The sequence below is a fragment of the Methanoculleus receptaculi genome (assembly GCF_033472595.1).
In the GTDB taxonomy this organism is placed as follows: Archaea; Halobacteriota; Methanomicrobia; order Methanomicrobiales; family Methanoculleaceae; genus Methanoculleus; species Methanoculleus receptaculi.
Genome location: NZ_CP137642.1, coordinates 482,961 through 508,698, shown reverse-complemented (window position 1 = coordinate 508,698; position 25,738 = coordinate 482,961). Strand labels below are relative to the sequence as shown.

General features: G+C 57.8%; 26 protein-coding genes and 1 pseudogene. 3 read left to right on the top strand and 24 right to left on the bottom strand.

Going from position 1 to position 25,738, the window contains the following annotated elements:
- Positions 1-68 precede the first annotated feature (68 nt).
- The 3 genes from R6Y96_RS02725 to R6Y96_RS02715 form a co-directional block, all read right to left on the bottom strand.
- Positions 69-1,136 (bottom strand): ABC transporter substrate-binding protein, encoded by a 1,068-nt coding sequence (locus R6Y96_RS02725; protein WP_318621991.1) that lies wholly within the window; start codon positions 1,134-1,136, stop codon positions 69-71.
- Between the two features lie 70 nt (positions 1,137-1,206).
- Positions 1,207-2,463, bottom strand: coding sequence for an ABC transporter ATP-binding protein (locus R6Y96_RS02720; protein WP_318621989.1), 1,257 nt, complete (start codon positions 2,461-2,463; stop codon positions 1,207-1,209).
- The gene (locus tag R6Y96_RS02715) at positions 2,460-3,410 is read right to left on the bottom strand and encodes a FecCD family ABC transporter permease (RefSeq protein ID WP_318621988.1); all 951 of its coding nucleotides are present in this window, start codon (positions 3,408-3,410) and stop codon (positions 2,460-2,462) included. The genes R6Y96_RS02720 and R6Y96_RS02715 overlap by 4 nt, the downstream gene beginning before the upstream one ends.
- A 119-nt stretch (positions 3,411-3,529) precedes the next feature.
- On the opposite strand from R6Y96_RS02715, the gene R6Y96_RS02710 reads away from it, so the two are divergent.
- The 3 genes from R6Y96_RS02710 to R6Y96_RS10450 all read left to right on the top strand — a co-directional run bounded on the left by R6Y96_RS02710 (position 3,530) and on the right by R6Y96_RS10450 (position 5,896).
- A complete protein-coding gene (locus R6Y96_RS02710) occupies positions 3,530-4,495 on the top strand; it encodes an EF-Tu/IF-2/RF-3 family GTPase (protein ID WP_318621986.1) in 966 nt (321 codons plus the stop codon).
- A gap of 623 nt (positions 4,496-5,118) precedes the next feature.
- Positions 5,119-5,448 (top strand): hypothetical protein, encoded by a 330-nt coding sequence (locus R6Y96_RS02705; protein ID WP_318621985.1) that lies wholly within the window; start codon positions 5,119-5,121, stop codon positions 5,446-5,448.
- A 175-nt stretch (positions 5,449-5,623) separates the two neighbouring features.
- The gene (locus tag R6Y96_RS10450; protein ID WP_449814449.1) at positions 5,624-5,896 is read left to right on the top strand and encodes a hypothetical protein; all 273 of its coding nucleotides are present in this window, start codon (positions 5,624-5,626) and stop codon (positions 5,894-5,896) included.
- Here the strand turns inward: R6Y96_RS10450 and R6Y96_RS10445 are convergent.
- The 21 genes and pseudogenes from R6Y96_RS10445 to R6Y96_RS02600 form a co-directional block, all read right to left on the bottom strand.
- A pseudogene (locus R6Y96_RS10445) lies at positions 5,804-6,057 on the bottom strand (DUF4277 domain-containing protein); the annotation flags it as partial. The gene R6Y96_RS10450 and the pseudogene R6Y96_RS10445 overlap by 93 nt on opposite strands.
- Positions 6,058-6,070: 13 nt before the next feature.
- The gene (locus R6Y96_RS02695) at positions 6,071-7,261 is read right to left on the bottom strand and encodes an RNA-guided endonuclease InsQ/TnpB family protein (RefSeq protein WP_318621983.1); all 1,191 of its coding nucleotides are present in this window, start codon (positions 7,259-7,261) and stop codon (positions 6,071-6,073) included.
- 520 nt (positions 7,262-7,781) lie between these two features.
- Positions 7,782-8,819, bottom strand: a complete 1,038-nt coding sequence (gene mtrH, locus R6Y96_RS02690; RefSeq protein WP_318621982.1) for a tetrahydromethanopterin S-methyltransferase subunit H — start codon at positions 8,817-8,819, stop codon at positions 7,782-7,784.
- A 15-nt stretch (positions 8,820-8,834) separates the two neighbouring features.
- On the bottom strand, positions 8,835-9,572 hold the full coding sequence (gene mtrA / locus R6Y96_RS02685) for a tetrahydromethanopterin S-methyltransferase subunit A (RefSeq protein WP_318621981.1): 738 nt from the start codon (positions 9,570-9,572) through the stop codon (positions 8,835-8,837).
- 1 nt (position 9,573) lies between these two features.
- Positions 9,574-9,786: a tetrahydromethanopterin S-methyltransferase subunit F gene (locus R6Y96_RS02680; RefSeq protein ID WP_318621979.1), complete on the bottom strand. Its 213-nt coding sequence runs from the start codon at positions 9,784-9,786 to the stop codon at positions 9,574-9,576.
- Positions 9,787-9,791: 5 nt separating this feature from the next.
- A complete protein-coding gene (mtrA, locus tag R6Y96_RS02675) occupies positions 9,792-10,514 on the bottom strand; it encodes a tetrahydromethanopterin S-methyltransferase subunit A (protein ID WP_318621977.1) in 723 nt (240 codons plus the stop codon).
- Between the two features lie 11 nt (positions 10,515-10,525).
- Positions 10,526-10,810, bottom strand: a complete 285-nt coding sequence (gene mtrB / locus R6Y96_RS02670) for a tetrahydromethanopterin S-methyltransferase subunit MtrB (protein WP_318621975.1) — start codon at positions 10,808-10,810, stop codon at positions 10,526-10,528.
- A 2-nt stretch (positions 10,811-10,812) separates the two neighbouring features.
- On the bottom strand, positions 10,813-11,664 hold the full coding sequence (gene mtrC / locus R6Y96_RS02665; RefSeq protein ID WP_214021873.1) for a tetrahydromethanopterin S-methyltransferase subunit MtrC: 852 nt from the start codon (positions 11,662-11,664) through the stop codon (positions 10,813-10,815).
- Positions 11,665-12,516, bottom strand: coding sequence for a tetrahydromethanopterin S-methyltransferase subunit D (gene mtrD, locus R6Y96_RS02660; RefSeq protein ID WP_318621974.1), 852 nt, complete (start codon positions 12,514-12,516; stop codon positions 11,665-11,667).
- Positions 12,513-13,412: a tetrahydromethanopterin S-methyltransferase subunit E gene (gene mtrE / locus R6Y96_RS02655; protein WP_318621972.1), complete on the bottom strand. Its 900-nt coding sequence runs from the start codon at positions 13,410-13,412 to the stop codon at positions 12,513-12,515. Before mtrE ends, mtrD begins: the two co-directional genes overlap by 4 nt.
- A 193-nt stretch (positions 13,413-13,605) precedes the next feature.
- Positions 13,606-15,312, bottom strand: a complete 1,707-nt coding sequence (mcrA, locus tag R6Y96_RS02650; protein WP_318621971.1) for a coenzyme-B sulfoethylthiotransferase subunit alpha — start codon at positions 15,310-15,312, stop codon at positions 13,606-13,608.
- Between the two features lie 5 nt (positions 15,313-15,317).
- On the bottom strand, positions 15,318-16,082 hold the full coding sequence (gene mcrG, locus R6Y96_RS02645; protein WP_318621970.1) for a coenzyme-B sulfoethylthiotransferase subunit gamma: 765 nt from the start codon (positions 16,080-16,082) through the stop codon (positions 15,318-15,320).
- A 13-nt stretch (positions 16,083-16,095) separates the two neighbouring features.
- Positions 16,096-16,719 carry a methyl-coenzyme M reductase I operon protein C gene (mcrC, locus tag R6Y96_RS02640; protein ID WP_318621968.1) on the bottom strand — a complete coding sequence of 208 codons (624 nt, stop codon included), beginning with the start codon at positions 16,717-16,719 and terminating at the stop codon, positions 16,096-16,098.
- A gap of 2 nt (positions 16,720-16,721) precedes the next feature.
- The gene (gene mcrD / locus R6Y96_RS02635) at positions 16,722-17,198 is read right to left on the bottom strand and encodes a methyl-coenzyme M reductase operon protein D (protein WP_318621966.1); all 477 of its coding nucleotides are present in this window, start codon (positions 17,196-17,198) and stop codon (positions 16,722-16,724) included.
- 17 nt (positions 17,199-17,215) lie between these two features.
- On the bottom strand, positions 17,216-18,520 hold the full coding sequence (gene mcrB / locus R6Y96_RS02630; protein WP_318621965.1) for a coenzyme-B sulfoethylthiotransferase subunit beta: 1,305 nt from the start codon (positions 18,518-18,520) through the stop codon (positions 17,216-17,218).
- Positions 18,521-18,986: 466 nt separating this feature from the next.
- A complete protein-coding gene (locus R6Y96_RS02625) occupies positions 18,987-19,793 on the bottom strand; it encodes a formylmethanofuran dehydrogenase subunit C (protein ID WP_318621964.1) in 807 nt (268 codons plus the stop codon).
- 13 nt (positions 19,794-19,806) lie between these two features.
- Complete coding sequence (locus R6Y96_RS02620) at positions 19,807-21,516, bottom strand: formylmethanofuran dehydrogenase subunit A (RefSeq protein ID WP_318621963.1); 1,710 nt, start codon at positions 21,514-21,516, stop codon at positions 19,807-19,809.
- Positions 21,517-21,519: 3 nt separating this feature from the next.
- Positions 21,520-22,833, bottom strand: coding sequence for a formylmethanofuran dehydrogenase subunit B (locus R6Y96_RS02615; RefSeq protein ID WP_318621961.1), 1,314 nt, complete (start codon positions 22,831-22,833; stop codon positions 21,520-21,522).
- Positions 22,830-23,231, bottom strand: a complete 402-nt coding sequence (locus R6Y96_RS02610; RefSeq protein ID WP_318621960.1) for a molybdopterin dinucleotide binding domain-containing protein — start codon at positions 23,229-23,231, stop codon at positions 22,830-22,832. Before R6Y96_RS02610 ends, R6Y96_RS02615 begins: the two co-directional genes overlap by 4 nt.
- Positions 23,232-23,280: 49 nt before the next feature.
- A complete protein-coding gene (locus tag R6Y96_RS02605; RefSeq protein ID WP_318621959.1) occupies positions 23,281-23,709 on the bottom strand; it encodes a hydrogenase iron-sulfur subunit in 429 nt (142 codons plus the stop codon).
- A complete protein-coding gene (locus tag R6Y96_RS02600) occupies positions 23,710-25,731 on the bottom strand; it encodes a CoB--CoM heterodisulfide reductase iron-sulfur subunit A family protein (RefSeq protein WP_318621958.1) in 2,022 nt (673 codons plus the stop codon). It abuts the gene before it with no gap.
- Positions 25,732-25,738 lie beyond the last annotated feature (7 nt).

Below are 25,738 nucleotides of genomic sequence, written 5' to 3'. Positions count from 1 at the left end.
AGCACCCCTCGAACAGGAACTCTCGCGCTAAATATTGGCCCCCCCGCCCGGGTCAAACTATTTCGAACCTACCGATCCCTCCAGAGCAGGATTACAGCAAACAGGGCAGAAACGATCGGGATCAGACCAAATCCCCCTGACTCTGGCGCATTGGTGGTCTTCGGAACGGTCGGCGCCGGGGTTTCCCCGTGGAGAATGGCCGCCACCTCTTCCAGCGCGTCCACGATCCTCGGCCCTCCGCGGCTGACTACATCGGCATCGACGACGTAGACGCGGCCTTCCCTGACCGCATCAAGGTTCTGGAGGCGGGGTTCGTTCACGATGTAGTTGTAGACGGCATCGTAACCCTCCTGGCCCATACCGCTGCCAGAACTGACCAGGATACAATCGGGGTCGGTGGTGATGAACTCCTCGAGGCTTACGATACTCCAGCCTTCAAGCGAACCAAACGCATTCATCCCCCCGGCCAGCGTTATGACCTCGTCCTGGAACGTATCACTGCCGCTGACCCACAGTGGGTCATACCAGATGACATGGGCAACAGAAGGGCGTTCTGTGAGGTTTCCAGTCCCTGCAACCACTGCATCGATGCGCGCCCGAAGTTCGTCGACAAGCGCCGAGGCCTCCGCCTCATTGCCGGTCACCCTGCCGAGAAACTCGATGTCATGCAGAACGTCCTCGATCGCCTGGGGATCGAGTGTGACAACGGTCAGCCCCAGCGAGCGCAGCCGATCGATGATCTCTTCCGTATTGGCAGGCGCGGCAAGGATGAGATCCGGGTTCATCACGATCACCTTCTCGATGTTGACCGTGCTGAACCCACCAACCGTTGGTTTACCGGCTGTTTCCGGAGGGTAGTCACAGTAGTCGGTGACGGCGACCACACGATCCTCAAGCCCGATGGCATACAGTATCTCGGTGTTGGAGGGCGCAAGCGATACGATCCTCTGCGGGGTTCCTTCTATGACGACGGTCTCCCCGAGATCGTCGGTCAGCGTTACGCTTCGGCCGCCATCGGCCGTTTCCATCGCTACTGGTGGCACGCCGGGGGTCGGAGGCACAGCACCCGCTGCAGCGGCGAGAAGCAAGAGCAGTATGAGAAACGATACAGGAGGTATCAGGCGTATGGGTCGCATAACCATCAATAGACTCCCATTGAGCGTAATGATTTTCCCGGACCGGCGACCCAATGCAGCGGGTGCGGGGTCACTCCCGACCGATCTGCTGCTGCGAGAGGAGGGTGATGAGAACCTCCGCTCCCCCGACCCTCACCGCCCCCCGCGCCTCAATCTCCGCAAGAACCTTATCCGCCTCGCCCCCGGTGCAGTCCTCCATCCGGACGCTGCCGTTCCCGGAGTAGAGAAAGAGGGGTTTTTCAGGGTAATCGAGCAGCACACGAATGTTGTCGAGGTTTCCGGGACCTATAGGCATTGCCGTCACGACGATGGCATCCGCCCGGTCAAGCCACTCCCTGACGGCCGCAAGGGATGCCGTGGTTATGCCGTGAAACGGCGGTTCTGCAACGACGGGGATACCAAGGTGCACGGCCGTTCCGTAATCCGTGTCCAGGACGTTTAGGACGCCGCAGGTTACCGTGAACCCCGCAGCACGGAGCAGGTAAAGTATATCAGACCCTGTCCCCCCACCGCAGACGAGATGCACCCGCCGGTTCACCCCGGCACCCGTGGTTTTGGTGTAGACCGGCAGGACATAGGGTCTCCCGGTCAGAGGGTGTGGCCTGACAAGCGTCTCCATCCCGAAGATCTCGCGGATGTTCTCGCATGTGAGGACGTCCGCAGGCGCCCCGGTGGCGTAGACCTTCCGGTCTTTGAGGAGCAGCAGTCGATCACAGTAGTACGCAGCCAGGTTGAGGTCGTGGAAGACGCTGACCACCGCGATACCCCCGGCCAGGTCACGGATGATGTTAAGGATCTCAACCTGGTGGCTGACATCCAGGTTCGATGTCGCCTCGTCGAGCAGGAGGATCTCTGGCTCCTGTGCAAGCGCCCGGGCTATGAGCACCCTCTGGCGCTCCCCACCGCTGATATCGTGCACCGATGCGCCAGCCAGGTGCGCGACGTTTGCAAGGCGCATGGCGCGCTCACAGATCTCCACGTCCCGTGCCGTCTCGGAGGCAAGCCTCCCGATGTGGGGGTGCCTGCCCATCATGACGACATCACGCACCGTGTAGTCGAAACCAATCGATATGTCCTGCGGGACGACCGCAACCCGGCGCGCAAGTTCACGGTGCCCCAGGGTATCCAGGTCGTGGCTGTCAAGAAGAATCTCCCCACGGTCCCTTGCAACAACCCGGCTCATCGCCCTGAGCAGTGTCGTCTTCCCCGATCCGTTCGGTCCGATGATCCCGAGGATCTCGCCCTTATCTACATGGAACGAGATCTCCTCCAGGATCTTCTTTGCCCCGTAGGATACGTCGACACCGATGATCTCGATAGGTTTCATGCTCTCATCCGGCTCCGCAGGAGGTATATGAAGAAAGGTGCACCGAAACATGCGGTTATGATCCCGACCGGCATGTCGTTTGTAAACGTCCGGGTAAGGGTGTCTGACCAGAGAAGGAGGATGGCCCCGGCAAGCGCGGCCGCCGGGATGAGGAGGCGGTGGTCTGGCCCGACGATAAGACGCATGAGATGCGGCGTGATCAGCCCGATGAACCCTATCGATCCAGCCACTGCAACGGCTATCCCTGTCACGAACGCGCTCAGGGCAAGGAGGATCCCTTTCACCTGCTCGACGTTCACCCCGAGATGGATCGCATCCTCCTCGTTCAATGAGAGAACGTTTAGGTCCCGTGCGAAGAGGTAGATCCCTCCACACCCCATCAGGATGGGGAGAGATATGAAGAAGTCGTTCCAGGATACGTTCCAGAATCCGCCCATCAGCCAGAACATGATCTGGTGGAGGCTCCGCCCTGCGGTATACATCAAAAAGGAGAGGAGAGCTGAAAGAAGCGTTGAGAGAGCGACACCGGAGAGGAGGAGCGTCTCGACCGGGACCTTCCCGCCGCTCCGGGCGATGAAGTAGACGGTGAAGGTTGCGGCGATCGCCCCAAGGAACGCGAGTACTGGACGGCCGCTGCCGGCGAGGAGGACGATTGCAATCGTGGCCCCGAGCGCCCCCCCAGAGGAGGTGCCGATGATGTACGGGTCTGCCATGGGGTTCCGGAAGAGTCCCTGCATTGTCGTGCCCGCCACGGCAAGCCCGCAACCGACCAGCGCCGCGGTGAAGACGCGGGGAAGACGGACGTCCCAGAAGATCATCCAGGTGTTCGGTGAAGAGAGGAGAGTTTTAAGCGGGATGCCTGCGGGCCCGAGAGTGACTGCACAGCCCGCGCTGATGATAAGGGCGCAGATGAGTGCCAGGATGGTTAGCGGTGCCGTCCTCCGCATAGGTATGGTATAAAAATTAAGTTTACTTTGTAAAAATCTATTTGGGTTGAAAGGGGGTATGCCCATCCCAACCGGATGGAGCAAAACTCATAGCCCGCAAGAGCGAAGAGATCTGGCATATGGGCAACCTGAATGTTGCCGTGCTCGGCCCCGCGGGTTACGCAAAGGACCTCGGGAAGAAGGGCACGGAGTCCGATATCATCTTTTATAACCTGAAGAAAGGCGAGGATACCGTCACCTTAATCGAGCCTGCGCGCTACCCGGAGCGCCTGGCTCCGCTCTTTTACGCTGCGTCGATGGCTGACGAGGCCCTCGTAGTGGTGAGTGAGATCACCGCGATCTTCGGGGAGTGGGTGCTCATGCTCGATGAGGCAGGGGTGGAGCATGGCAGCATAATACTCAAAAACTACCTCACCCCTGCGGATCTTGCACCGCTGCTCCGGGGGACGGTGCTCGAAGGCTACGAGTTCGTCGACGACGACCCTATAGCGCTTCGTGAACGGCTGATCGCCAGGGCGCACGCCCGTAGACCCGTCCCGCCAGAGCCAGGCGCCACTGGAACGGTGACCATAGATCACCACTTCAACGTCCGCGGAATAGGGACAGTCATCCTCGGCGGCGTTGTGCGGGGCGGTATCAGGAAACACGATACCATGACGGTCTATCCCGGAGAACGCGTGGTCACGGTGCGCTCGATCCAGAAGCACGATGACGACTTTGATTGGGCCGCAGAGGGCGACCGTGTGGGGCTCGCGCTCAAGAACATCGAGTCCGGCGACCTCGATCGCGGCTACGTCCTATCAACTGATCCCGCCATCCGCGTCGGGACGGGACTCAAAGCGCGGGCAACCCTGGTCAGGTACTGGCCGGCGCCTATTGCGCGCGGCATGGTGCTCCACCTCGGCCACTGGATGCAGTTCATACCGGCGCGGGTCGAGGCGGTGCAGGACGACGGGGACTGGCGAAGACCGATGCTTACGCTTGCGCTTGAGAAAGACCTTGTCTACCTCCCGGATGACAGGGCGGTGCTCCACTATCTCGAGGGCGGGAAACTCAGGATCGCCGGACATATTGAACTCTCATGAGCAGCGGCAATAGGAGAGCAAAAGTTCTTTTTTTGCACGAACAATTTTGGAACCCCTCAAAATCGCCCCCATCAAACATCTCTCGTAGACCAGCGCACCACCCGGCGCTCAATGAGAGGCGGGCAGTGAGTGGTGATTGCCCCGTGAAAGCCGTGTCCGGGATCAGATCTAAATTTCTGGAAGAAATCACTGTCATGTTGTTACGCGGGTTAAGCGATGGTTCGCCAGAACAGGAGCAAGGAGCACCGTCAGGTACATAGACCGGTGAACCGCAGCGCCCGGGAACCGCTATCGCCGGGCGCAGGCGGGGAAGGGGTTCAACAAACCCGGTTTTTCTCGTATCGAATGTTTCCCCGGGCACTGCCCGGCATGACAGCGGATCCGGGATTGACCGGACGGCAAAAACCGGGATGGCGAGACCGTCGGGGATTGGTGTTATATATATTTGATGATGTAGCACTTAATCTTAAGAATGATAAATTAGATAATACCCGCCGTCCTATCTCTGCCCGACGGGCGGTTGCAGGACACCGAAAAGCCATGGCCACCTCACCGGGCTCCCGGAGTTCATCGCCGGCGCCTGCCGAATCGCTCTGCCGGTGGCGGGGCGAATGTGATTGATCATGAAGAAATACATTCGATCCGAGAAAGTCGAGATCTTCCTTGACACCGACCACGATGCCTGCATATACTACGCAGCGCGGGGAAGGCCTGGCGGGGCATATGCGCGGGGCAAAGACCTCTACCTGCACGAAGAGGACGGGGTTCCTGATATCTACTACATCCACTCCTGGTCGATGGAGCCTGGCGAGAAGGAACTGCTCCAGCCGGTCTCCATTCTCGCAGCTGAGGAGTTCCTGGAGATGCGGGGGCTCATGCTCACCGCATATCCTGAGACGAAGGGGAGCCTGGCGTTGCGGTCATACGGTTACGGCATCGCGGAAGAGTTCTGAGACCTCACGTTACCGGGCGTGGGCAAGGCCCGCCCACGCCCGGACTGCGCCCATCTTTTGCTACAAAAAAGAGATTATTTAACATTAATTGCATCCTATTCTAAAGTATGTTATATGTTATATCCAGCACGGAGGAACGTCCTTTCCGTTCACTGCCATCGTCGGCCAAGAGACGATGAAGCGTACACTCCTTCTCAACGCCGTCAACCCTGGCATCGGCGGCGTTACTCATCCGTGGCGAGAAATGGACCGCAAAGTCCACTGCTGTCAGGGGCTTGCCGATGTGCTCCCCGAGATCGATCTGGTCAGCGGCTGCCCATACAGTTGCGATCCAGCCGGCGATGGCGGCCTATCTACGACCGAGCACATCATCGGTGTGGTGTTTGCACTGGATATCCTCTCCGAGGGGGCGTTCAATCGCGATGCCATCAAAGAATTCGGGGAATAGGTAGAGACGGCGTTTTATGAATCCAAGACCGTTGAGAACCATGACCTTGAGAATCTGGGAGTGGCTGAGATGGTGATGACGGGTCCTCGGAGGGCGGCATCGAACACGTCAGCGTTCTGCAGGGAGTCGTAGGCTCCAGCAACAAAGCCAAGATGACCGATGGAGTGGAGTGAACTACCCCGCGCCTCTCGGGCGGGGCTTCCCGGCTATCATGGCCAACACTTGCACCACAGAGATGTGATGTAGAGGTCTTGGCTCCACAGGCTCAAAGGGCTGTTCCATCCCCACGCGGTGGATATTTACCGCAGCATTGTAATCTCTATCGGCAACAAACCCACAGTATGGGCATTCGTGGACTCTCTCGGAGAGCGTCTTTTTCACGATGCTTCCACAGTTCGAACACATCTGTGTCGTGTCGCGGGGATCGACTTTGACGAGTTCCGTACCAGCACTTTCAGCCTTGTACGAGAGGTAAGAATAAAATCGTCCCCACGACGCACTGTGGATACTTCTCCGGATCCCGCGAGATTTGCCGTTCTCTTTCAAATACTTGATATTCAGGTCTTCAACACAGATCGTTGCATAGGTGTCAACGTACTGACGGGAGAGTTTGTGCAGGAAATCGTTCTTCTGGTTGGTGACATGATCATAGACCTTCTCCAGTTTCCCTTTTGCTTTCTTCCAGTTTTTCGAGAACCGTTGTTTCCGGGCAAGACTCCGCTGGATCTTCTTGATCCTGCCCAGAGAATGTTCATAGAACCGGGGGTTCTCTATCACCGCGCCATCGCTATCGACTGCAAACGAATCCAACCCGAGATCGATGCCGACTGAACGCCCTTCACGCTTTGACTTGTAGACCTCCTGCTCTGTCTGAATGATCACATACCATCTATCGCCGGAACGGGTGATCAGGACACCCTTCACCCTCCCGGTGTAGGGTCGGTGCATGTTGAACGGAATCGTTCCGATCTTCGAGAACGTAATCGAACTATGCTCGCGATCGATCTTGAAAACCGACGGATTATAATTGAGCGTCCGGTATCGGGCTGCACTCTTGAATCGGAGTTTGCCGATCTTCCGTCCTCTCTTCTTTGTCTGCGAGAGTGCAGCGATGTTGCTCCAGAGGGTATAGTTGACCATCTGGAGCACTTTAGAGTATACGTCCTTGAGTGCAGGATTCTCCTCTTTCAGCGTGACGATCCGCGCCTGCATTTCTCGCATCGTCGGAGAGATTCCATTCTCTCGTGCCGTGTTGCATTCTTCGAGAAGTTTGTTGTAGAGCCACCTACAGGTATCAAGTGCAGTGTTCAGCCGTGTTTCCACGGTTGCGTCTGGATACACCCGGTACTTGTAGGAAACGATCATTTACTTCTCCATCTGCGGGTCAACATACTCCTTCAGCGCATCGAGGCTTACCTGTCCTGATGTACCTGTACCGAATGTGCAGACCTATCAAGTTTATACCTCATGTTGGGTGAATGATAATAGAATACTCAAGAGGAATATATCTATCGCAGGAAGGAAGGGCGGCTCCGCTTTCATCCCCTCTCCTCTCGACCGGGGACTTCCCGCTCCGCCCCCTTCACCCACGCAAGTTAAAGTGTCCTCAAAATCATCAACAAGAGACATACTAAAGCGTATTCGCTGAAAATACAAATATCTTGGAGTTTTGGAATATTCTGAGAGGTGTAGAGGTTAATGCGGACGATCAGATCACGCCTTAGCCCACCCATTGCCCGGCTATTCCACCAGCTCATCCAAGAGGAGATCATATGAAGGGCTGTCGTGTTTCATACGTGCAAGCACCACACTCTCTGCCCGATGGACAGTACCGGCCACAGACTCAACCGCAGGAACTACCCTACCCAGAGAAAAAAAAGTGGATTTAGACTAGCTTAAAGAATGGATGGGTCTCAGCCTGGGGCTCGATCCCTAGGTCACGCGCTGCTTCCATGATGACAATGTCGGTGTAGGCCTGGGCGGTGATCATCGCCTCGACGTTCTCGATCGGGCCGTACATGATCAGATCCGCACCGAGTGTGCTTGCGATCATGTTGCAGCCTATATCGGGAGCAGACCAGGCCGCCTGGCGCACTCCATCCAGACCACCAAGATAGTGGTGCAGGAGCTGCTTGACCAGCGCATCCTTGCCCTCGAGCCCGGCCAGCTGCTGCGAGGGGACCTTCTTCGTACCCTTCCAACGCTTCAGCCACGTCCAGGAAACGGTCATGTTGTGGTAGGCACCACCGGTCGGAAGACCGTGGATCGCCTTGCAGGCAAGGATCTCACGGTATGCACCACCGGATCCCAGACCGAGTGGGGTTGCTGCGGTATCAAGGATCGGGCGGGTGATCCCGCACTTCTCTGCGATCTCGAGCATCCCGAGTTCCTGGCCGGCGACGCCGCCCTCGACCAGAACCTTCTCACGGCCGGCCACCGATGGATCGGCAGGGTTGAAGGCCAGGACAATGGCTGCGTTTACATCACTCTTTGCAAGCGCCTCCATGTTCTCCGGCAAGATCGAACCGTTGATGGAGTTGTAGATCGCGCGATCCGCAACGCCTGACTGTGTGACATATTCGCACGCGTGTGCAAGCGCCGCCGGGACGGACGAGTCCATCAGGAATGCGGTCTTGTCATCTACGCCACAGAACCAGTCGATATAGCTTTCAAACGCCTCACCGTACTCCGCGATGATCTGGATGAAGTGTGGAATCCCGGTGATGTCCGAGAGTTCCTGGCAGCGGTTCCAGAGAGCCTCTGCCGTCTCTTTATCGATCTTTCCGGTTTTGTCATCCAGAACAATCTCGTGCTTGTTGTAGAAGATGGATGCAGCGAGCACGGTGGGGTACTCTCCAGGCTGCCCGCCGAGCTTGGTACCGTTGAAGTCGTGTACCACCTGTTCTTTTTCGAACTTGAACATATTTGTCAATCCTCCTTACAGATACTCAACCAATTTGGGCAGTAATACCAGCAACATCATGAACACAATCAAACCTGCGACCAGTCCGTAAAGGATACCGATGTCGCGCCCGACCTTTCTTCCGACGCGCTGGGCAACCTCCGAATCCACGAACTCGATCTTCTCCTCGATGGCGTCGAGCCTCTCCTCGATCTCGAGGAACTGCGGGTTTACACCTGCAACAGCCACTTCCGCCGCAGCACCCGCCTCTTTGACCTCGACGATCATGGGCTCTGCGGGGAGGGCACCCGGATCTCTCGCCGTAAGTTCTTCGATCTTGGCCTTGATGGTTGCCAGGTCCTCCGTCTCCATGATGTTGACGATCTCAACCTGTTCCTGGAAACGCTTGATCGCCTCATCAGGAAGGTTCTCGATGAACGGAATGGCACCCTGAGCACCGACGATCTTTCCGCCGGAGACACCATTCGCATGCAGAGCAATGAAACTCTGCCCGGCAAGATGCCCCTTCACCTCCGTACCGCAGCAGAGGACAAACCTGATGTTGGGATTGGAGATGACGTTTGCAATGACCTTCTCAAGACCAAGGTTCTCGGTCTTGCAAGACCCGGCGATTGCCGCTCCGGCATCGCAGATACCCTGCTCGTCGAGATGCGAACCCATGGTGACGACGGCAACGCAACTCTGCGGGTCTCCCGCATGGAAGTCGCCCTTGACGATCGGCCATCCGCTGGCCGGTGATTTCTTCTCAACCATGTTAGATCCCTCCCAGCAGCAGTGCAGGAACCAGGATAAAGATCATGACAAGGGCAAGCCCGATCGCAAACCCGACTATCCCCGAGTCCATTATGCCTGAATCCAGCTTGTTTGTTCTGGCAAGGATCTGCGCCTTGTACCGGATGGATTCCATCATCCTGTTGATTGCAGTCATCCGGATGGGGCCAGTTGCCTTTGTAGTTTCTTCTGCCATTTATATCACCCCAGCAAGATGAACCCCAGGATCACAAACGAGACGATCAGACCTATCATGAGCCCCTCGATCTTACCTGCATAGACACCTGCCGCAAACTTGTTGCGATAGCCTATGTCGGTGACCATCCGCTCGATAACCTTCATCCGTGCGTGTATCAGTGCCAGTTCGCCAGAAAGCGGCTGGCTCTCGCCGGTCACTTCCTCTGCAGCAGCGCCCGCCTCTTTGACCTCGACGATCATGGGCTCTGCGGGGAAGGCACCCGGATCTCTCGCCTTAAGTTCTTCGATCTTGGCCTTGATGGTTGCCAGGTCCTCCGTCTCCATGATGTTGACGATCTCAACCTGTTCCTGGAAACGCTTGATCGCCTCATCAGGAAGGTTCTCGATGAACGGAATGGCACCCTGAGCACCGACGATCTTTCCGCCGGAGACACCATTCGCATGCAGAGCAATGAAACTCTGCCCGGCAAGATGCCCCTTCACCTCCGTACCGCAGCAGAGGACAAACCTGATGTTGGGATTGGAGATGACGTTTGCAATGACCTTCTCAAGACCAAGGTTCTCGGTCTTGCAAGACCCGGCGATTGCCGCTCCGGCATCGCAGATACCCTGCTCGTCGAGATGCGAACCCATGGTGACGACAGCGACACAACTCTGCGGGTCTCCCGCATGGAAGTCGCCCTTGACGATCGGCCATCCGCTGGCCGGTGATTTCTTCTCAACCATGTTCATTCACCTCACAGCAGTCCTAATACAACGACACCGGCAATCAGAAGACCAATTGCCATGCCATACCAGAATGCGGTCACGCCTCCAGCGATCTTGAGGACACCTTCCCGGTTCGGGAACGAAGACAGGAAACTGCCCTCTCCGGAGAGCATCCCAACAAGGTCCTCGGTTATCTTCTCGAGTTCAGCCACCTGCTCGAGCACGGGGGTGTATGAGACACCGACTGTGGTGACAACACCGATCATCGGGTCGACAACCAGTCCATACTCTGGCAGCACATGAACGTAAGCCATTCTCAGGCACCTCCCTTTGGTTCGATGATAGGCTTGGCGTCAAGCCAGGCGTATGCGTCACGTTTCGAGAGGGCGATGTATTGCTTGTAGGTGTAGAGCCACCCGATGACAGAGATCACAAGCGCCAGGAGAGCGGCGTAGGTCGCGATGAACGCAAACGAGATTATCGCGACGGTTATCATGCTCAGGAACCCGCATTCCGCGGCGAGCATGAGCGTCCTGTCCTGCTTCTCCCCTGGTCCGAGGCAGGCGTTGAACGCGTGCTGGATGGCGATGGCGCCAAGCATGAAGATCGCGGCGATGACGCCGCCGCCGATGACAGACATCTCGTAGGTCTGCATCGTGAACCCGAGGAACGTGATCGTGCCGGTGATCATACCGAGGAACTCAAACGTACCACAGGCCATCGTCACAAGACCGAGCACGGTGATCGCGCCGATAACCGCAAGTTCTGTCAGCGAAGATACCATTGCCGGGATATCCATCCTGACAACATGATTGGCCAGCAATCCGGCGATCGCTCCGATGATCGCGGCGACTATAAGCGTAACGATGGGCGTCAGTGGCCCGGTCGTCGCACCGAATAGCGCGGCGATTACACCTGAGCCGAGCGCGATCATACCCGCGGACGGGACACCGGTACCCAGACCATAACTGCAGAGATGCTTGATCGTGTCAGCACCCCAGACGAGCGCAGCGACAGCAGCAAGCCCGCCGAAAAACGCGAGGTACGGCGCTTGCAAGTAGGTGTTGAGGTACGTCAGGTAGAGACAGACGAGCGAACCCACAAGACCGTAGATCATGATCTTGTTGTGCGGGATGCCGCCTGCTCCTGCTTCAACCTTTACGGTCATTTAGAATACCCCCAGTAGTTGGAACAGCCCGAGTGCAACGATGCCTGCAACAGCGGATGCCACGGCGGATGCGATGATCGCCCTCGGGAACCGCTTGAACTTGGGGTCATGCGGCCCTTCAATGGTACCGGTGATGTTGTATGCCGCAAGCACAGCGTTGACCAGGAACATGCCGACAGCGAAGATGCCTGCAAGCGAGATCGCAACAGGCGCGATCTGCTCGACCGTTGCGCCCAGAAGTACCGGCAGCTGAGCCTGGTAAACCCCCAGAAGCTCAAGATAGATGAGGGTCCCACCAAAACCGCCAAGCGCACCGCCGATGACACCGCCAACCCAGGAGACAAACGGCAGGCCGTGCCCCTCCGTGCCCTGGCTCTTGTACTCGGGGAAGGTGTCGCCCGTGATTGGATCCTTTGCGACCTTACCCGAAGCCGCCGGGATACCCATGCCAAAGACGTAGATGATGTTGACCATCGTACAGGTGATCGCCATCAGAAGCCCGCCACCGATCGCACCGCTGGCAACAGCGATAGCAAGTCCAAGCGGGGCAGCCCATGCACCGGCAAAGAGTCCGGCCAGACCGGCACCGGCAGCAAGCATCGCGACACCTGTTGTGATGCCGGGTGATTGCCCCATTGCAGCAGGCGCGCCGCCGACCGGGACGAAGTGGACGCCGAACGCGACCAGGGCGCCGCCGATGACGATGCCGATAAGAGCTACCAGCCCGGCCATCTGCAGCAGGAGGTAGGCAAGTGCAAGCGCAATGACGATGAGAACTATACTGAGAACGATACCCATACCAGTCGGCGGCTGAACACCCGCCGTCTGTTTAGGTGCACCGAGAGCGGTCATGACGATGCCTCCTCAGGCGCCACGTATGGACCGAAGGTCTTTCTTGCCCAGACCTCGATGTAGCGGTCGATTATGGCAAAGATGAGAATCACAACAACGCCGACCAGTATCGCACCCCATCCGGCAGCGACTGGTTCAAATACCACAGTGCGCCAGAGTTCGAAGAAGACGATCAGCCCAAAACAGATGCCCGATGCCGGACCACCGAGTTTGGCGCTGAAGAAACCGTTGTCAATCGAGTTCCGCTGACCGGCCTCGGCGTAGCGGACAATGTTGCCGGACGCGGCAATCGGAACACCAGCACCGAAAGCCTGATTCTGGTACTGCCGCTCCTTTCCATAGAACGGGTTACCCGTCGCAGATCCGGCCGCGCCAAGCGCGATACCCCATACAAGACCCAGCAGCGGGAGCGGGAAGGGGTGACCGAGCGCGCTGTTCATCAGGTGACACACCGTGACTGTAGCAAAGATCGCTACAAACGCGTGCGCCATGGTCACGGTCGTCATCGATTTCAGGATATCGACGTAGACCGGCTGTTCAAACTTGGAGAGACTTGCAGTACGCCCCAGGTATGCGGTTGTCGCATAGACACCCTGCACGAAGACCGCGAGAGCGCTCCCGAGCACGATTGCAAGTATCGGGTTTATCTGCATCGCCATGAATGCCCAGGCAAGGCCTGCACCCAGAGCAACCCAGAGGCCGTACGCGGGAGGTTCACCGGCAATTGCCTTGTTAAATATGCGGTGAACGTATCCCATCTGCGGAGCCAGCTGAACCTGCGAGTTCGGGTCACCCTGTGATCCTATATCAGATTCAGTGTCTTCCGCAGCGCCGGCTATGGTTGCAAGAGCGCCTGCCAATGCGGTAATGCCGATGCCAAATACGATCTCTTCCATTTAGCATCCTCCTCCGGTGCCCATGCACCGAAGCATAAGTTCAAAACCTTTTTGGTTCATTTAACAGTTGTTTATGATTTAATTAAAGGTTTCGAAAAGTTTCGCCAATATCGCGACAAAACGCAAAAACTCGCCCGGATCGTTCTGATTACCCCAGAGCAATTACTCTAAAGAAAAAAAAGTTGATTTAGATTTACCGGGCCGGTATGATGAGCGAACGCTCGCCGGCAGGCATGAACTCGCGGATTGCACCCTTCGCGAACTCGCGGCGTGGTTCGGCAAAGTCGAACTTCAGCGCCGGGTCGGCGAAGCAGATCTTCACCCGCGGGTCGAAGCACCAGGCGTCGCCGCGGCCGTAGTGGGCACCGCCGACGATTGCAGCGTACTCACCCTGGTGGCCGACGTTCATCGCGTAGTTCGGGTAGTTCGGGCCGCGAACCTCGCCGATCGCGCCCTCGTCTCCACGGATGGAGAGTGAGTTCGCGGAACCGCACTGGTCCTGGAGGTCGTAGCCGAAGAACCCGAGACGTGACCAGCCGTCCTTGTGGAGGAGCATGGAGAGGTACCAGCCGTTCAGGCCGGCGTTGGAGTTCCCGGTCGCAATCGAGGTCGAGAGACCGCAGGCAGCGGCGATGACACCGGCACGCTGTGACCCGCCGAAGTGGTCCTCCATCATGGTCGGGTACTGCTCGTACTGCTCCATGGCGTTGAGGGCGACCTCGGTTGTGATGTCGTTGACGACCTCCTGGGTCGGCTTGACTCTGTCGTCCGGGCTCGGGTTCTTCCAGTCGACCTTGTACTTGTCCTTGATGTAGTCCATACCGTAGTATGTGAACTCATCCAGGATGTTGTCGGTGTATGCCGCGGTCGCGTACTGGGTGAACCCGACACCGCCGGACATGTATGATCCAAGCCAGATCTGGTCGTAGAGCATGGTTCCGGCGCCGACAACCTCGAGCGAGGCCTTCGCGGGGTCGTTGGGGTACTTCCGGTTCGCCTGGATGATGTCGCTGAAGAGACCGAATGCCAGACCACCGGGCTCGTTCGGGCCGCGGGCACGCCGGGCGGGCAGGTGGGACGCCATCTGGATGACACCCGCGTGCTTTGCAGCGAAAGCCAGGTCGGCAACAGCCGCTTCACCGGCGCACATCCGGTAAGCCCCGATGAAGGACATACCGAGCTGCATCGCAGACCAGCGAGAGGTCGTTCCGCCATCGCACGTCCGGACAACCGTCGTCGGGATGTGGATCGCCTGCCAGAGAGACTTCCCTACTGCGGCGGAGAGGGCCTCTGCCTGCTTGGCCGGGAAGAGTTTCTCGACGTCGATGACGAACTGGGGCTCCAGGTCGTCTACGAGCTCCTGGTCGCCGGAAAAGACCTTGACGTAACAGTCGTCGACAAGGCCGGGGTGGGTCTCGACCATGTGCTCCTGGACGACGGCCGCACCGGGCATCGCGTGGTTCAGCACGTGGAGATACTCGTTGATGGTCTCCGGGGTGACCTCCTTTCCGAGACGCTTCTGCAGCGTCTGGTGGGCGAGGTCCATGTTGACGATGACGGTTCTCCTGATATCGTCCCAGAACTGCTGCATCGCAGCGTTGTTGACGAAGTGAAGGTCGTCGCCCTCCACGAAGACGCCGGTGCCGGAGACCTCGTAGGTCATCAGCTGGCGCTGGCCGAGCGGGATACCGCCAAGGTGGCAGCGCACGGGGTCGTACATGGAGATACCGCGCTCCATCTCGACGGCACGGCTCGCCTTTACGAACTCCATCTTCCGTGCGGACTGTCTGATCCCGCCGAACTTGTAGTACTCCGTCGTGTTAGACTGGACATCCTGTCCCTGGAACTTCTCCTTGAGGGATTTCAGGAACAGCTTCTGGGTCCTCTCAATCTTTGCCATTGTAATCACGCCTCCTTCGGCATGAAGCCGTATTTCGTCCGCAGCGAGTGGATGCGCTGGACGTACTCGATGTACTCGGTGTCGTTACGGAACGGCGTGCCACCAAGCGAGTGGAAGATCGTCGTGTGCTCCTTGAGCCAGTTCTCGTCCATCGGCTTGCCGAGAACAACCGGCCGGTCGAGCGGCTCGCCGATCTGGTTCTTGACGTAGCGGACGATCCCGTCCTCGCCGAGCACGCTCCTCTGGAGCATATCAAACATCATGCCGTTCTCGGCAAGGCGGAGCGAGTGGCCGTGCACCGTCGCACCACGGATGCCTGTGCGGGCCGGGTCGAGCAGTTCGGTCTCGACAAGTTCTTTTGCGTACTTCTCCAGGTCACGCTCACGACACTCGACGATCTGGCGGCCGGAGAGTGTACCCGGGTCGATACCGCGGAAGCGGTAGCACTCGGTGTATGTCCTCTGGTAGGGGTGGCAGGGCGCGAAGAACATCGAGTCCGTGAACTGGATGTAGCGGACGCGGTCACCGGCCTTTGCACCGTCTGTCGGTGTTACAATCTTCCTGATGGGGCAGTCAGGCTCCTGCTGCTCGGCGAGCGGCGGGTGGGACGTCGGATAGGCGGCTCCCGGCGCCCTGTGGCCAAGAAGCAGCACAATGTCCTCATCAGTTACATCACGCATCTTTTCAAGTTTCTGGGTTGGGTCCATCTGCTTGCGCCGGTTTGCGGCGACCTTGGATGTACCCGGTCCATATTGGGGCTTGTATGCCATTGTTTCATTCACCTCATCTTTGGCTTTTTAGCACTTTCATAACTGCACGGATGACCTCTGCCAGCTTTTCCCTCTCAGGTGTCTGACCCCGTGTCACGCCGCTGACGATATCCATAACGATGCCTTTCGTCCTTACGCGGTCAGGCGGCGGCATAACCACCGCTGTCCTGACCCCCTCTTTTGCAAGATCCTCGAAGTCTATCGGGGCCTGGGAGACCACTATTGCCCGGATGTTCGCGTGCTCAAGGATAAACCGCACCTTCTGCACCACATGGGAGCGGACATTCCCGTGGTGCAGGATGGCGACCTTGTGCTGCTCTATCTGGGCGATCTCTTTCGGAGTAAGCCCGAAGTAAGCTCCGAGAACGTGACCCGCGACTGGCGAGTCCGGCGGAACCCCGCTTCCTGCATTCAGGACGAGCGTGGTCACGGAGAACTCTGCCCCCTCCCTCCGGAGACCGGAGGTTATGTCGCAGACCGGTTTTGTCACGTGTCTGCGGCCCGGGGACATGCCTACCACGATCACGTCAGGGGACCTGGTCTCGGAGATGGTGCCGCGCTGGGCAAGACCGCCTCCTTTTCCCATCCCCATGCTCTCGCGGCAATCGACAACCTGGGTCACTCTTCCGATCGGCATTCTCACTTGTTCCCCTGTATGATAACGGGGCCTTCTTTTTTCCTCGGATCGACCAGTCCAAGGACCGCTGTGTCAGCATCAGGTCCATACTTTGCGTAGTCAGACACCGTCGCCCGGGTCTTCATAAACCGCCCCTGCTGGACTGTGCAGGAGAAGTCCTTATCTTCGAAGACCTCGTCGACTGCTTCCCCGATAGCCGGGATGTACGACTCGTTCTCGAGCTCCAGGATGATTGTTCCAACCTGCACCTCAAGCTGCACATCCTGGTCGCCGACGCGGATAACCTTACGGTCAGGGTGGGGGTTGGGCTGCCCCCGTGCCGGGCCGTAGGGAACGGTGGCGGGAAGGCTGGGTCCATTTATGGACATCCTGCGGATCCCGCCGACCTGAACAAGCCTGTTCAGGAGTTTTTCCGCTGTTTCGGGTCTGAGGAATCGTGCAGACACGATTCGAACCTGAGGGTATATGGCTTCGGTCATCAGCATCCTTGAATTATTTACACACCCTGTGCGATCTGCTGGATCGGCTTGTTGAAGACGTCGACCTTACCGTAGGTGTCAGCGTAGATCTTCGAGGTGCTCTCCGGCGTGAACATCTGGGTTCCGGCATCGAGCGCCATCGCAGCGACCACGCACGGGATAGCCACACCTGCGGCATGGCGGGTCACGACGTGGTTGCCGTTGAAGACACCCGGGCCTCCGCCACCGTAGATCGAGTGGCTGAAGAACGAGAACCCGACGGCGGTACCCATCACACGACCGTAGTCACAGCCGGGAAGACCCGTCTCGTGCTCAACCAGATCGTTGAAGTACAGCAGCGTCGACGAGACCGCCTGTGCGAACCGTCCGGCACCACAGTTGACCATCGTGGCTGCCATGGTTCCTGCAGCGGTGTAGGCGTTCCAGAGCATCGGATCCTTCGTGTCGTAGAACTGGAAGTAGCCGCCCTTCTTGCCGGGGGTGATAACCTTATCCTCGATGGCGCGCTCGACCAGGCTCTGGACGACAGTTCCGATCGTCCCGGTTGCGCCGTTTGCCTTTACGAGGTCGTAGACCAGGTTGTTCGCGTTCAGGCCCTGGTAGGCGTAGGCGAGGAGCTGGGCACGCTCAAACGGACCGACGGCGTTCCCCATCTCAAACATTCCTGCCTGCTCGAAGGTGGACGAGAGGGCTGCACCCTGCATCGCGTTCTTGTTGGTCATCATGACGACATGGTTGACCGGGATGTTGCGGAGTGCGTAGCCAAGACCTTCGTTGTTCTGGGGGATCGACAGAATGGACGTGACGTTGGCACCGGAAAGGTCCATCGTGTGCGGGTAGGAACCCCAGACTGCCGCCTTGACCATAGCTGCGTCGAATGGGCCGACATTGAACTGGTCGACGATCGCAAAGGTCGTCGCGGCAGCGACCGTGGTAATCGCCACATCGTAGGTGGATGCAGCCTCCAGGCGAACTTTGGGCACCTCAACAAGGATGAGTTTGCCGCCGCTGAACTCGCGGATGTTGGTGTCGTCACCCTCCTCGACCTGGACCATCTCCTTGATCTTGGAGACCACAGCGTCCTTGTTGCCGACGATATCGAGGTCCAGCTCACGCCCGAGAACATGCCCTTTTGCTACCTTTCCGGCCTTCAGGCCATCCTGGATACCACCAAGGTTGACCGCAACCGTCCTCTTGGTGAGGTCGATAATCTTCCTGGTCGCCGGGTTGATCACAGGGCTGATCTTCTCCAGCGGCACACCGCTCTTCAACAGTTTGCCTGTATCATCGTACAGGTCAATCGTTTCTTTGTATTTTGCCATAATTTTCCTCCATTACCTTCTTTAAGTGTATACAATCCAGGAATGTACCTTGAACCCTAATTGCATCGCTGACTGTCGCTGCCGGTGACTACTGCACGTCCTCATGGGACAAATGATAATAACCTTCTCCGATGATATAAGTGTTGCTATTTTGTTCGCTATTGACCATATAAAATCAATCTTGATCTTAATGAACTGCTGGAAAAATCCGGATTGCCCGGTATGTCTTGCGGATCCAGCCTGCGCGCGAGTAATAACTATCTAATGATATAGTAACACACTGTAATATTTTTACAAACACATGCTGCAACGGGTTTCCTCCCATCGGCGGCATGGTGTACATACAACAAAAATAGACTCCTTCAGCGGCCAACAATTATGGGACATATCTCTAGCCCAAATTGGCAACAAGGTCTTTTCATAGGGGTTTCGGGGCTGCTCGTCCGGTAAAAAAAATTGAAAATTTTCAGGCCTCGATCCGCTGGTAGATCTTACCATAGATCATCTGACCCTTACGTTTTCGGTGACGCTCCCCGAGGTCACCCTCGTAAAGAGCGAACCGACCTTTGATACCGTCCATATCGATATCGACATCCTGCCGATAGGCAAATCCCGGCATCATGACGTCAATGGTGCCAAAGACGTAGATCTCGCCTTCCACCATCTGACCACCAAGACGGCTCTTTGCATTGCCCTTGATGACGATCCTGCCGCCCTCGGCATGGGTCGCCACGTGGACATCGACATCTCCACCGATGGTGATCTCACCGCCGGTCATGAAGGTGCCGATATCACTTCCAGCATTACCCGCAACAATGATCTTCCCGCCGGACATGCCGCGCCAGTCACCACGGTATGCGGCGCCAAGGTAGTTCCCGGCGTTGCCGTTGATTACGAGTTCTCCACCCTTCATGCCGGTTCCGGCAAAGGCATCAACGTTCCCGTTTACCGTGATCCTGCCGCCCTGCATCCAGGCCCCTACGTACATGTCGGCGTTGCCGTTGACGACGATCTCGCCTCCGGTCATCTTCATGCCGATGTACTTGACCCGTGAAAGATCACCGTTGACGACGATCTTTGTCGTCTCAGGCGTCGACCCCGCCTTGCCGGAGACTTCAAAGAAGTCCCCGAGCCGGTGCTGCTCGCGACCCACGTAGACGTGGAGATCAGCGATCTCCTCTGCCTTCTTCCCTGCAAACGCATCCGGGGTGATGTTGTCCGCCTCGAGGTAGAGATCGGGCTGTTTCTTCATGGTGAGTGTAACGGTTTCCATGCTTCTTCTCACCTCACTGTGTGGCGTCAACCTCGATCACGTAGGGATTCGGAATGTAGTGGTGTCCCGAAACCTCGTAATTGTTCAGCGTGACGGTGTAGTAGCGGAGGAACTTCTCCCTGACGTCCCGCATCACCTGCGGGTTCTCGTTCACCTTCGCGTTCACCCAGAGCGTCCGCTTGTTCCCGTTGCTCACGATCTCACGGTCACGGATGACCTGGACACCGGTCTTGAAGAGGTGCTCCGCACTGGAGAACGCTTTCTCGATATCATCCGGCGCATAGGGCTCGCTGGGGTTGAAGTCGTAGACCGCAACATCCGCATCGAGACCCGGGGCAAGCCCGCCGTAGATCTGCGACAGCCCGAGCGCCTTTGCAGGTCCGGCCCGGGTCATCTGCGCGATCTCATAGAGATCGAGTTCGCGATCGATCCCGGCGAGGTTGGTCGCCTCGATGACCTTGTCCCTGTGCTTGAAGGAGTCAATCTGCTGTCTGCGCGCCTCCTCACTCATGAGCCACTTCATGATCCGCGGGTAGCGGGTGAACGGCCCTGCGTTCGGGTGATCGGTGGAAAGGAAGACCCGCATGGGATCTTTGGCGAGCAGCGCAAGTTCAAGGCCTATACACCACTGGATGGCGCAGACCTTGATGTTCGGGCTGTAGACGTAGGGCACGACCCCCGAACCGGTCTCGAGTTCGACATCGGTGTTCGCCCATTTTAAGTGGTTCAGCTCGGTGAGGTGATGCTCGAACGGCCCATCTGCGGTCATGGTGGTGGTCTCATCGAGAGTCACAGCACCCAGGTCGATGGTGATGTTGTCGTGCGAGTTCACGTAATCGATGACCTCAGGTGCCTTGGACTCAAAGTTCCCCCAGGAGTCGCCGCCATAGGAGTGGAACTGAACGTGGGTGTGGTGCATCACCTGATCGCGACCGAACTTGCTCCTGGGCTTGATGCCCTCCGAGAGCCTGAACGTATCAAGCGTCGTCGTGTAGTTGCCTGGATTCCCAAGGTTGTTTGCGTGAATATGCATCGAGTGCGGGAGACCGAGATACTCGTTTGCTTCTATGAGCCCCTTCACGATCTGCGCCGGGGTGATGTCGAAGTAGGGAACCGGGTCATGAACGTTCTCACAGTTCAGACCCCAGCCCCAGGCCTCGGTGCCGCCCGGGTTGACTACCTTGACCGCGTAGCCCTTTGTGGCCCGCAGAAGCCAGGCAACGTAGGCGGCGGTGTTCTCGATCTCGTGGTTCTTGAGGTACTCGAGCACAAACCAGTTGTTCCCAAAGACCGGGTAGGCACCCTGGTCGAGGATCGGGGTGTCCCTGATCTCCTCATGGGTGTGCCGCGCATATAGAGGCGGCATGGCCGCCTCCATCACGGTCGTGTAACCCATGCGGGCGTAGTTGTAGCCTGTCCGGATGGTTGTCGGGACAGAGAATCCACCCTGCATCCGCTCGACTCCGCTCCTCGGTTTGTAGGTGAAGAGTTTGTCCTCGGGGCGAAAGTTCCGGCCGACATTAACCTTCGGTCCGGCAACGTGGGCATGAATATCAACACCCCCCGCCATGACGGTCTTGCCGGCCGCATCGATGACCTTCGGATCTTTGACCTCCGTTGTCTCGACGATCTTGCCGTCCTTGATGGCGATATCAACCACATCCCCCTTGATCCCGAGGACAGGATCGAAGACAAACCCGTTCTTGATTAAATACTCTGCCATCGCTTAAACCCCCTGTAGTTCCTTGATACGCGCAAGTACACGACCGAGGAACTCCTCATCGGTCATCATACCCTCCGGCGGCTCGACGACCTTCCTGGTCTCGATCGGCACGTTGTCCATCCTGTATGCACACCCGCCGACCTCGATGCCGACAAAGGCGACCGGAACATGAACCCTGCAGACCTCGGTGGTCGGGGTCTCGTGCGGGTCGATCGCGACCGATGGAAGGTCATAGATCTTTTTGACCGAACTGAACGGGAAGTGCGCGCCTGGGTCGCTGGCGATAACCAGGACAGCATCCACCTCGTCCCTCCGGAGCAGGTCGTTTGCCGTCGTATCACCGGGGTTGTAGCGGGCAAATCCACGGGAGAGGTCCACGGCGTAGGGGAAGCCGAACAGCCAGCCCCAGACCTGACCGGAACCGGTGACGTTGTAGTGCCCGCGCATCGGCATGATGGCAGCTTTCGTGTACTCGTTTAAGTCACGGGTGACCGCGATGGCCGCATCGATGTTATGGTTCTTTCCAAGCGACTGGGTCACGCCCATACCGAAGAAGATGATCGCAAACCGGCCGCTCTTGAGCGTCTCGGCGGCCTCGTAGATCTTCTCTTTCGGGATTCCAGCAACCACGTCCGGGAGGTGTTCACCCTTAAAAGCAACGCGGAACGCATCGAAGAGCTCGTAGTCGCGTCCCTGCTCGACCTGCAGGTGGATGTCTGCAATTTTCGCGGTGTCGGTACGCCGCGGGTCGACCACGATCACCTTCCTGCCGGTGTGACCTTTGCCTGTGAAGAATCCACGGGGGAAGATCGAGTAGCGGGACATGTGGCGTGGATGGGCGTGGGCCGGGTTGCATCCCCAGAAGAGGATCCGGTCAGCACGATTCTTGACCTCGCCGAGAGTGCAGCTCGGGATACCGATATCCTGGACCGCAATAAGTGACGTTCCGTGACAGACGGTTGCCGTGTTGTCCACGACCGCCCCGACCAGCTCACCGATCTCTGATCCGATAGCCTGAGCTTCACAGTTTGTGGAACTCCAGCCATACATCAGCGGCTTTTTTGCGTTGACAAGCATCCTGGCGGTGTAGTCGATAGCCTCATCGTATGTGATCTCTTTCCAGGATCCGTCCTCCTGCCGCATTCGCGGCCGGGTGATACGGTCCTTTGCCTGGGAGTGGAGGAACTTCTCGGCGCCGATGGCGCAGGCGTTGTAAACCTCATGGAGTTCCTTCCCATCGTCGCTGACGACGACCTCGATGTCGTCGCAGAGCGTCCCGCAGAACGGGCATATCACATCAGTTACGGTCCTGCTCATGCCAGTTCACCCCTGCACCCCTTGCGAACCAGTTCAAGCGAGTTCAGGACGGGTTCATTCTTGGCAGCCTCCACTGTAACGGGGGTGCCTTTGAATGTCGGCATCCCGGTGGAGTAGGTGTTCGGGTTGACCACCATGTTTGCCCATGGACCCATCGGGATAAATGCTATGCCGGGGTGAGGACCCTGGGTTGCCTCGACCGCCTTCACGACCACACTGCCGTAGTCGCTCGTGACGCGTACGTTTGTGCCACGGAAAGCTCCAAGTTTTCTGAAATCTGTCGGGTCGAGCTCGATGATCCCGCAGGCGGCGGTGTAGGCGGATTTTTCCTTACCCGCCTCCATCGACACCCCCTGCTGGATGGTGCGACCCGTGATCAAATTTACTCTGATTGCCATTGTATTCATCCCCTGTCTGTTATTGGTATATTATTATCTGGCAATTAGGTTATCCGGCAATCTCCTTGTTGAGCGGACTGGGACCAAGGTCTTTGATGGTCTTGACGACATCTTCGATAACCGTGGCCCACTTTGCACCCTCGGATGCAGAGACAAAGGTCATCCTGAGACGTTTGTCGTCAAAACCAATGTTTTTGAGGACTGCCTTGAGGAGGAACATCCTCTTTGCCGCCTTGTAGTTGCCCTCAAGGTAGTGGCAGTCACCAAAGTGACACCCGGAGACCAGCACCCCATCCGCTCCATCCTGGAATGCCTTCAGGATGAAGAGAGGATCGATCCGGCCGGTGCACATAACACGGATGGCGCGGACATCTGGCGGGTACTGAATACGGGAGCCGCCTGCAAGGTCCGCACCGGCGTAGGAGCACCAGTTGCAGATGATGGCGAGGATCTTTGGCTTCCAGTTCTCGTCTGCCATTTACTCTTCACCCCCAAGGAGGAACGCGTCGATCTGTGCAATGATCTGGGGTGTAGCAAAGTGCTGCATCCAGATTGCACCGCCGGGGCAGAACCCGCCGCATGTCCCGCAGCCCTTGCACTTGGCCTCGGTGACCTGCATGACCCTGCGCCCATCCTTCTCGACAAGTGCGAGGGCACTGTAGGGGCAGAGGTTAACGCACAGCCCGCATCCGGCGCACTTCTCCTCGATACACTGGGCAAAGTAGGGCTCAAGCTCCACCTCTCCAAGGTGAATCGGGATGGATGCCGCGGATGCCGCGCCCTCGGCCTGGGCAACCGTGTCCGGTATATCCTTCGGCCCCTGGCAGACACCGGCGAGGTAGACACCGGCGGTTGTGGTGCCGCAGGGGTTGAGCTTCGGGTGAGCCTCAAGGAGCCAGCCGTCCTGCGAACAGGATACGCCGAAGAGCCTCCTGGTCTTCTCGGTCTCTGCGCTGGGCTGGATTGCGGCCGCAAGCACAACCAGATCGACTTCAACGTCCACCGGCCGGCCAAGGAGTGTGTCTTCAGCATTGACGTGGAGGTTCTTTGTGACCGGGTCTTCGAGGATGTTTGCAACCCTGCCGCGGATGAACTTTGCGCCCTCATTCTGGATGCGGTAGTAAAACTCCTCGTACATCTTGCCGAATGAACGGATATCCATGTAGAAGATGTAGGGCACCGCGCCCGGGATCTTCTCGATGATCTGGTGGGCGTGCTTGAGGGAGTACATGCAGCAGAACCGCGAGCAGTAAGGCTTACCAACGCCGGTGTTGTCACGAGATCCTGCACAGAGCACGAACCCGATCCTCTTTGGAGTCTCGCCGTCGCTTGGGCGGACGAGGTGGCCGCCGGTAGGGCCAGAAGCACAGATCAACCGCTCAAACTCAAGGCTTGTGATGACGTTGTCATACCTCTTGTAGCCCCACTCGGTCTTCTCCTCGATCGGGAAGATGTCGTAGCCTGTTGCAAGGATGACGGTACCGACCTTGACGTTCATGAACTCGTCCGTTGCATTAAGGTCAATCGCCTTCTTATCCCCGCAGATATCGACACAGAGACCGCACTTGACACAGGCATCGAAGTCGACGGTGTAAAGCAGCGGGGAGACCTGCGGGTGGTAGATGTAGATCGCTTTACGCGGGGCCATGCCAACCTCGAAGGGATTTGGCTTGATGACAGGGCAGACACCTTCGCAGTCGCCGCAGCCGTTGCAGCCGCCGCCAACGTAACCGCGGGCTTCCGCCTCTTCCGTTGTAAGGACACCGCGCGCCTTCTTCCGGAGGGTCACATCGAAGTTGCCGATGTAACCCTCGACAGACTCAACCTCGGTATAGGTCAGGAGTTCTATGTTCTCGTTACGGTAGACGTCCACCATCTTTGGGGTCAGGATGCACTGCGAACAGTCCAGCGTCGGGAAGGTCTTGTCGAGCTGCGACATCCTGCCACCAATGGTGGGGTTCTTCTCCACAAGATAGGTCTTGATGCCTGCGTTTGCAAGGTCAAGCGCCGCCTGCATGCCGCCGACACCGCCGCCGACGACCATCGCGGCCTTCTCAACCGGGACGCTCTTTGGAACGAGGTCCTCGAGAAGGGCCGCTTTTGCCACGGCGATCCGGACTGCATCCTTTGCCTTCGCGGTGGCCTCTTCGGGTTGGTGCATGTGCACCCACGAATTCTGCTCGCGGATGTTTGCCATCTCAAACCGGAAGGGGTTCAAGCCACCCATCTTGGTTGATCCACGGAACGTGGGCTCGTGCAGACGGGGTGAACATGCCGCCACGACTACCCCGGTAAGATTATGCTCTTTTATGGCATCTACGATCTTGTTCTGGCCGGGAGTCGAGCACATGTACTGGTAATCGTCTGCTACGGCAACGTTCGGGAGTGTCCTGGCGTATTCCACAACCGACTTTATGTCGACGGAACCCGCGATATTGGTACCACAGTGGCACACAAAAACACCAATTCTTGGCTCTTCTTTCGTTTTGACTTCTGCCATGTATTTG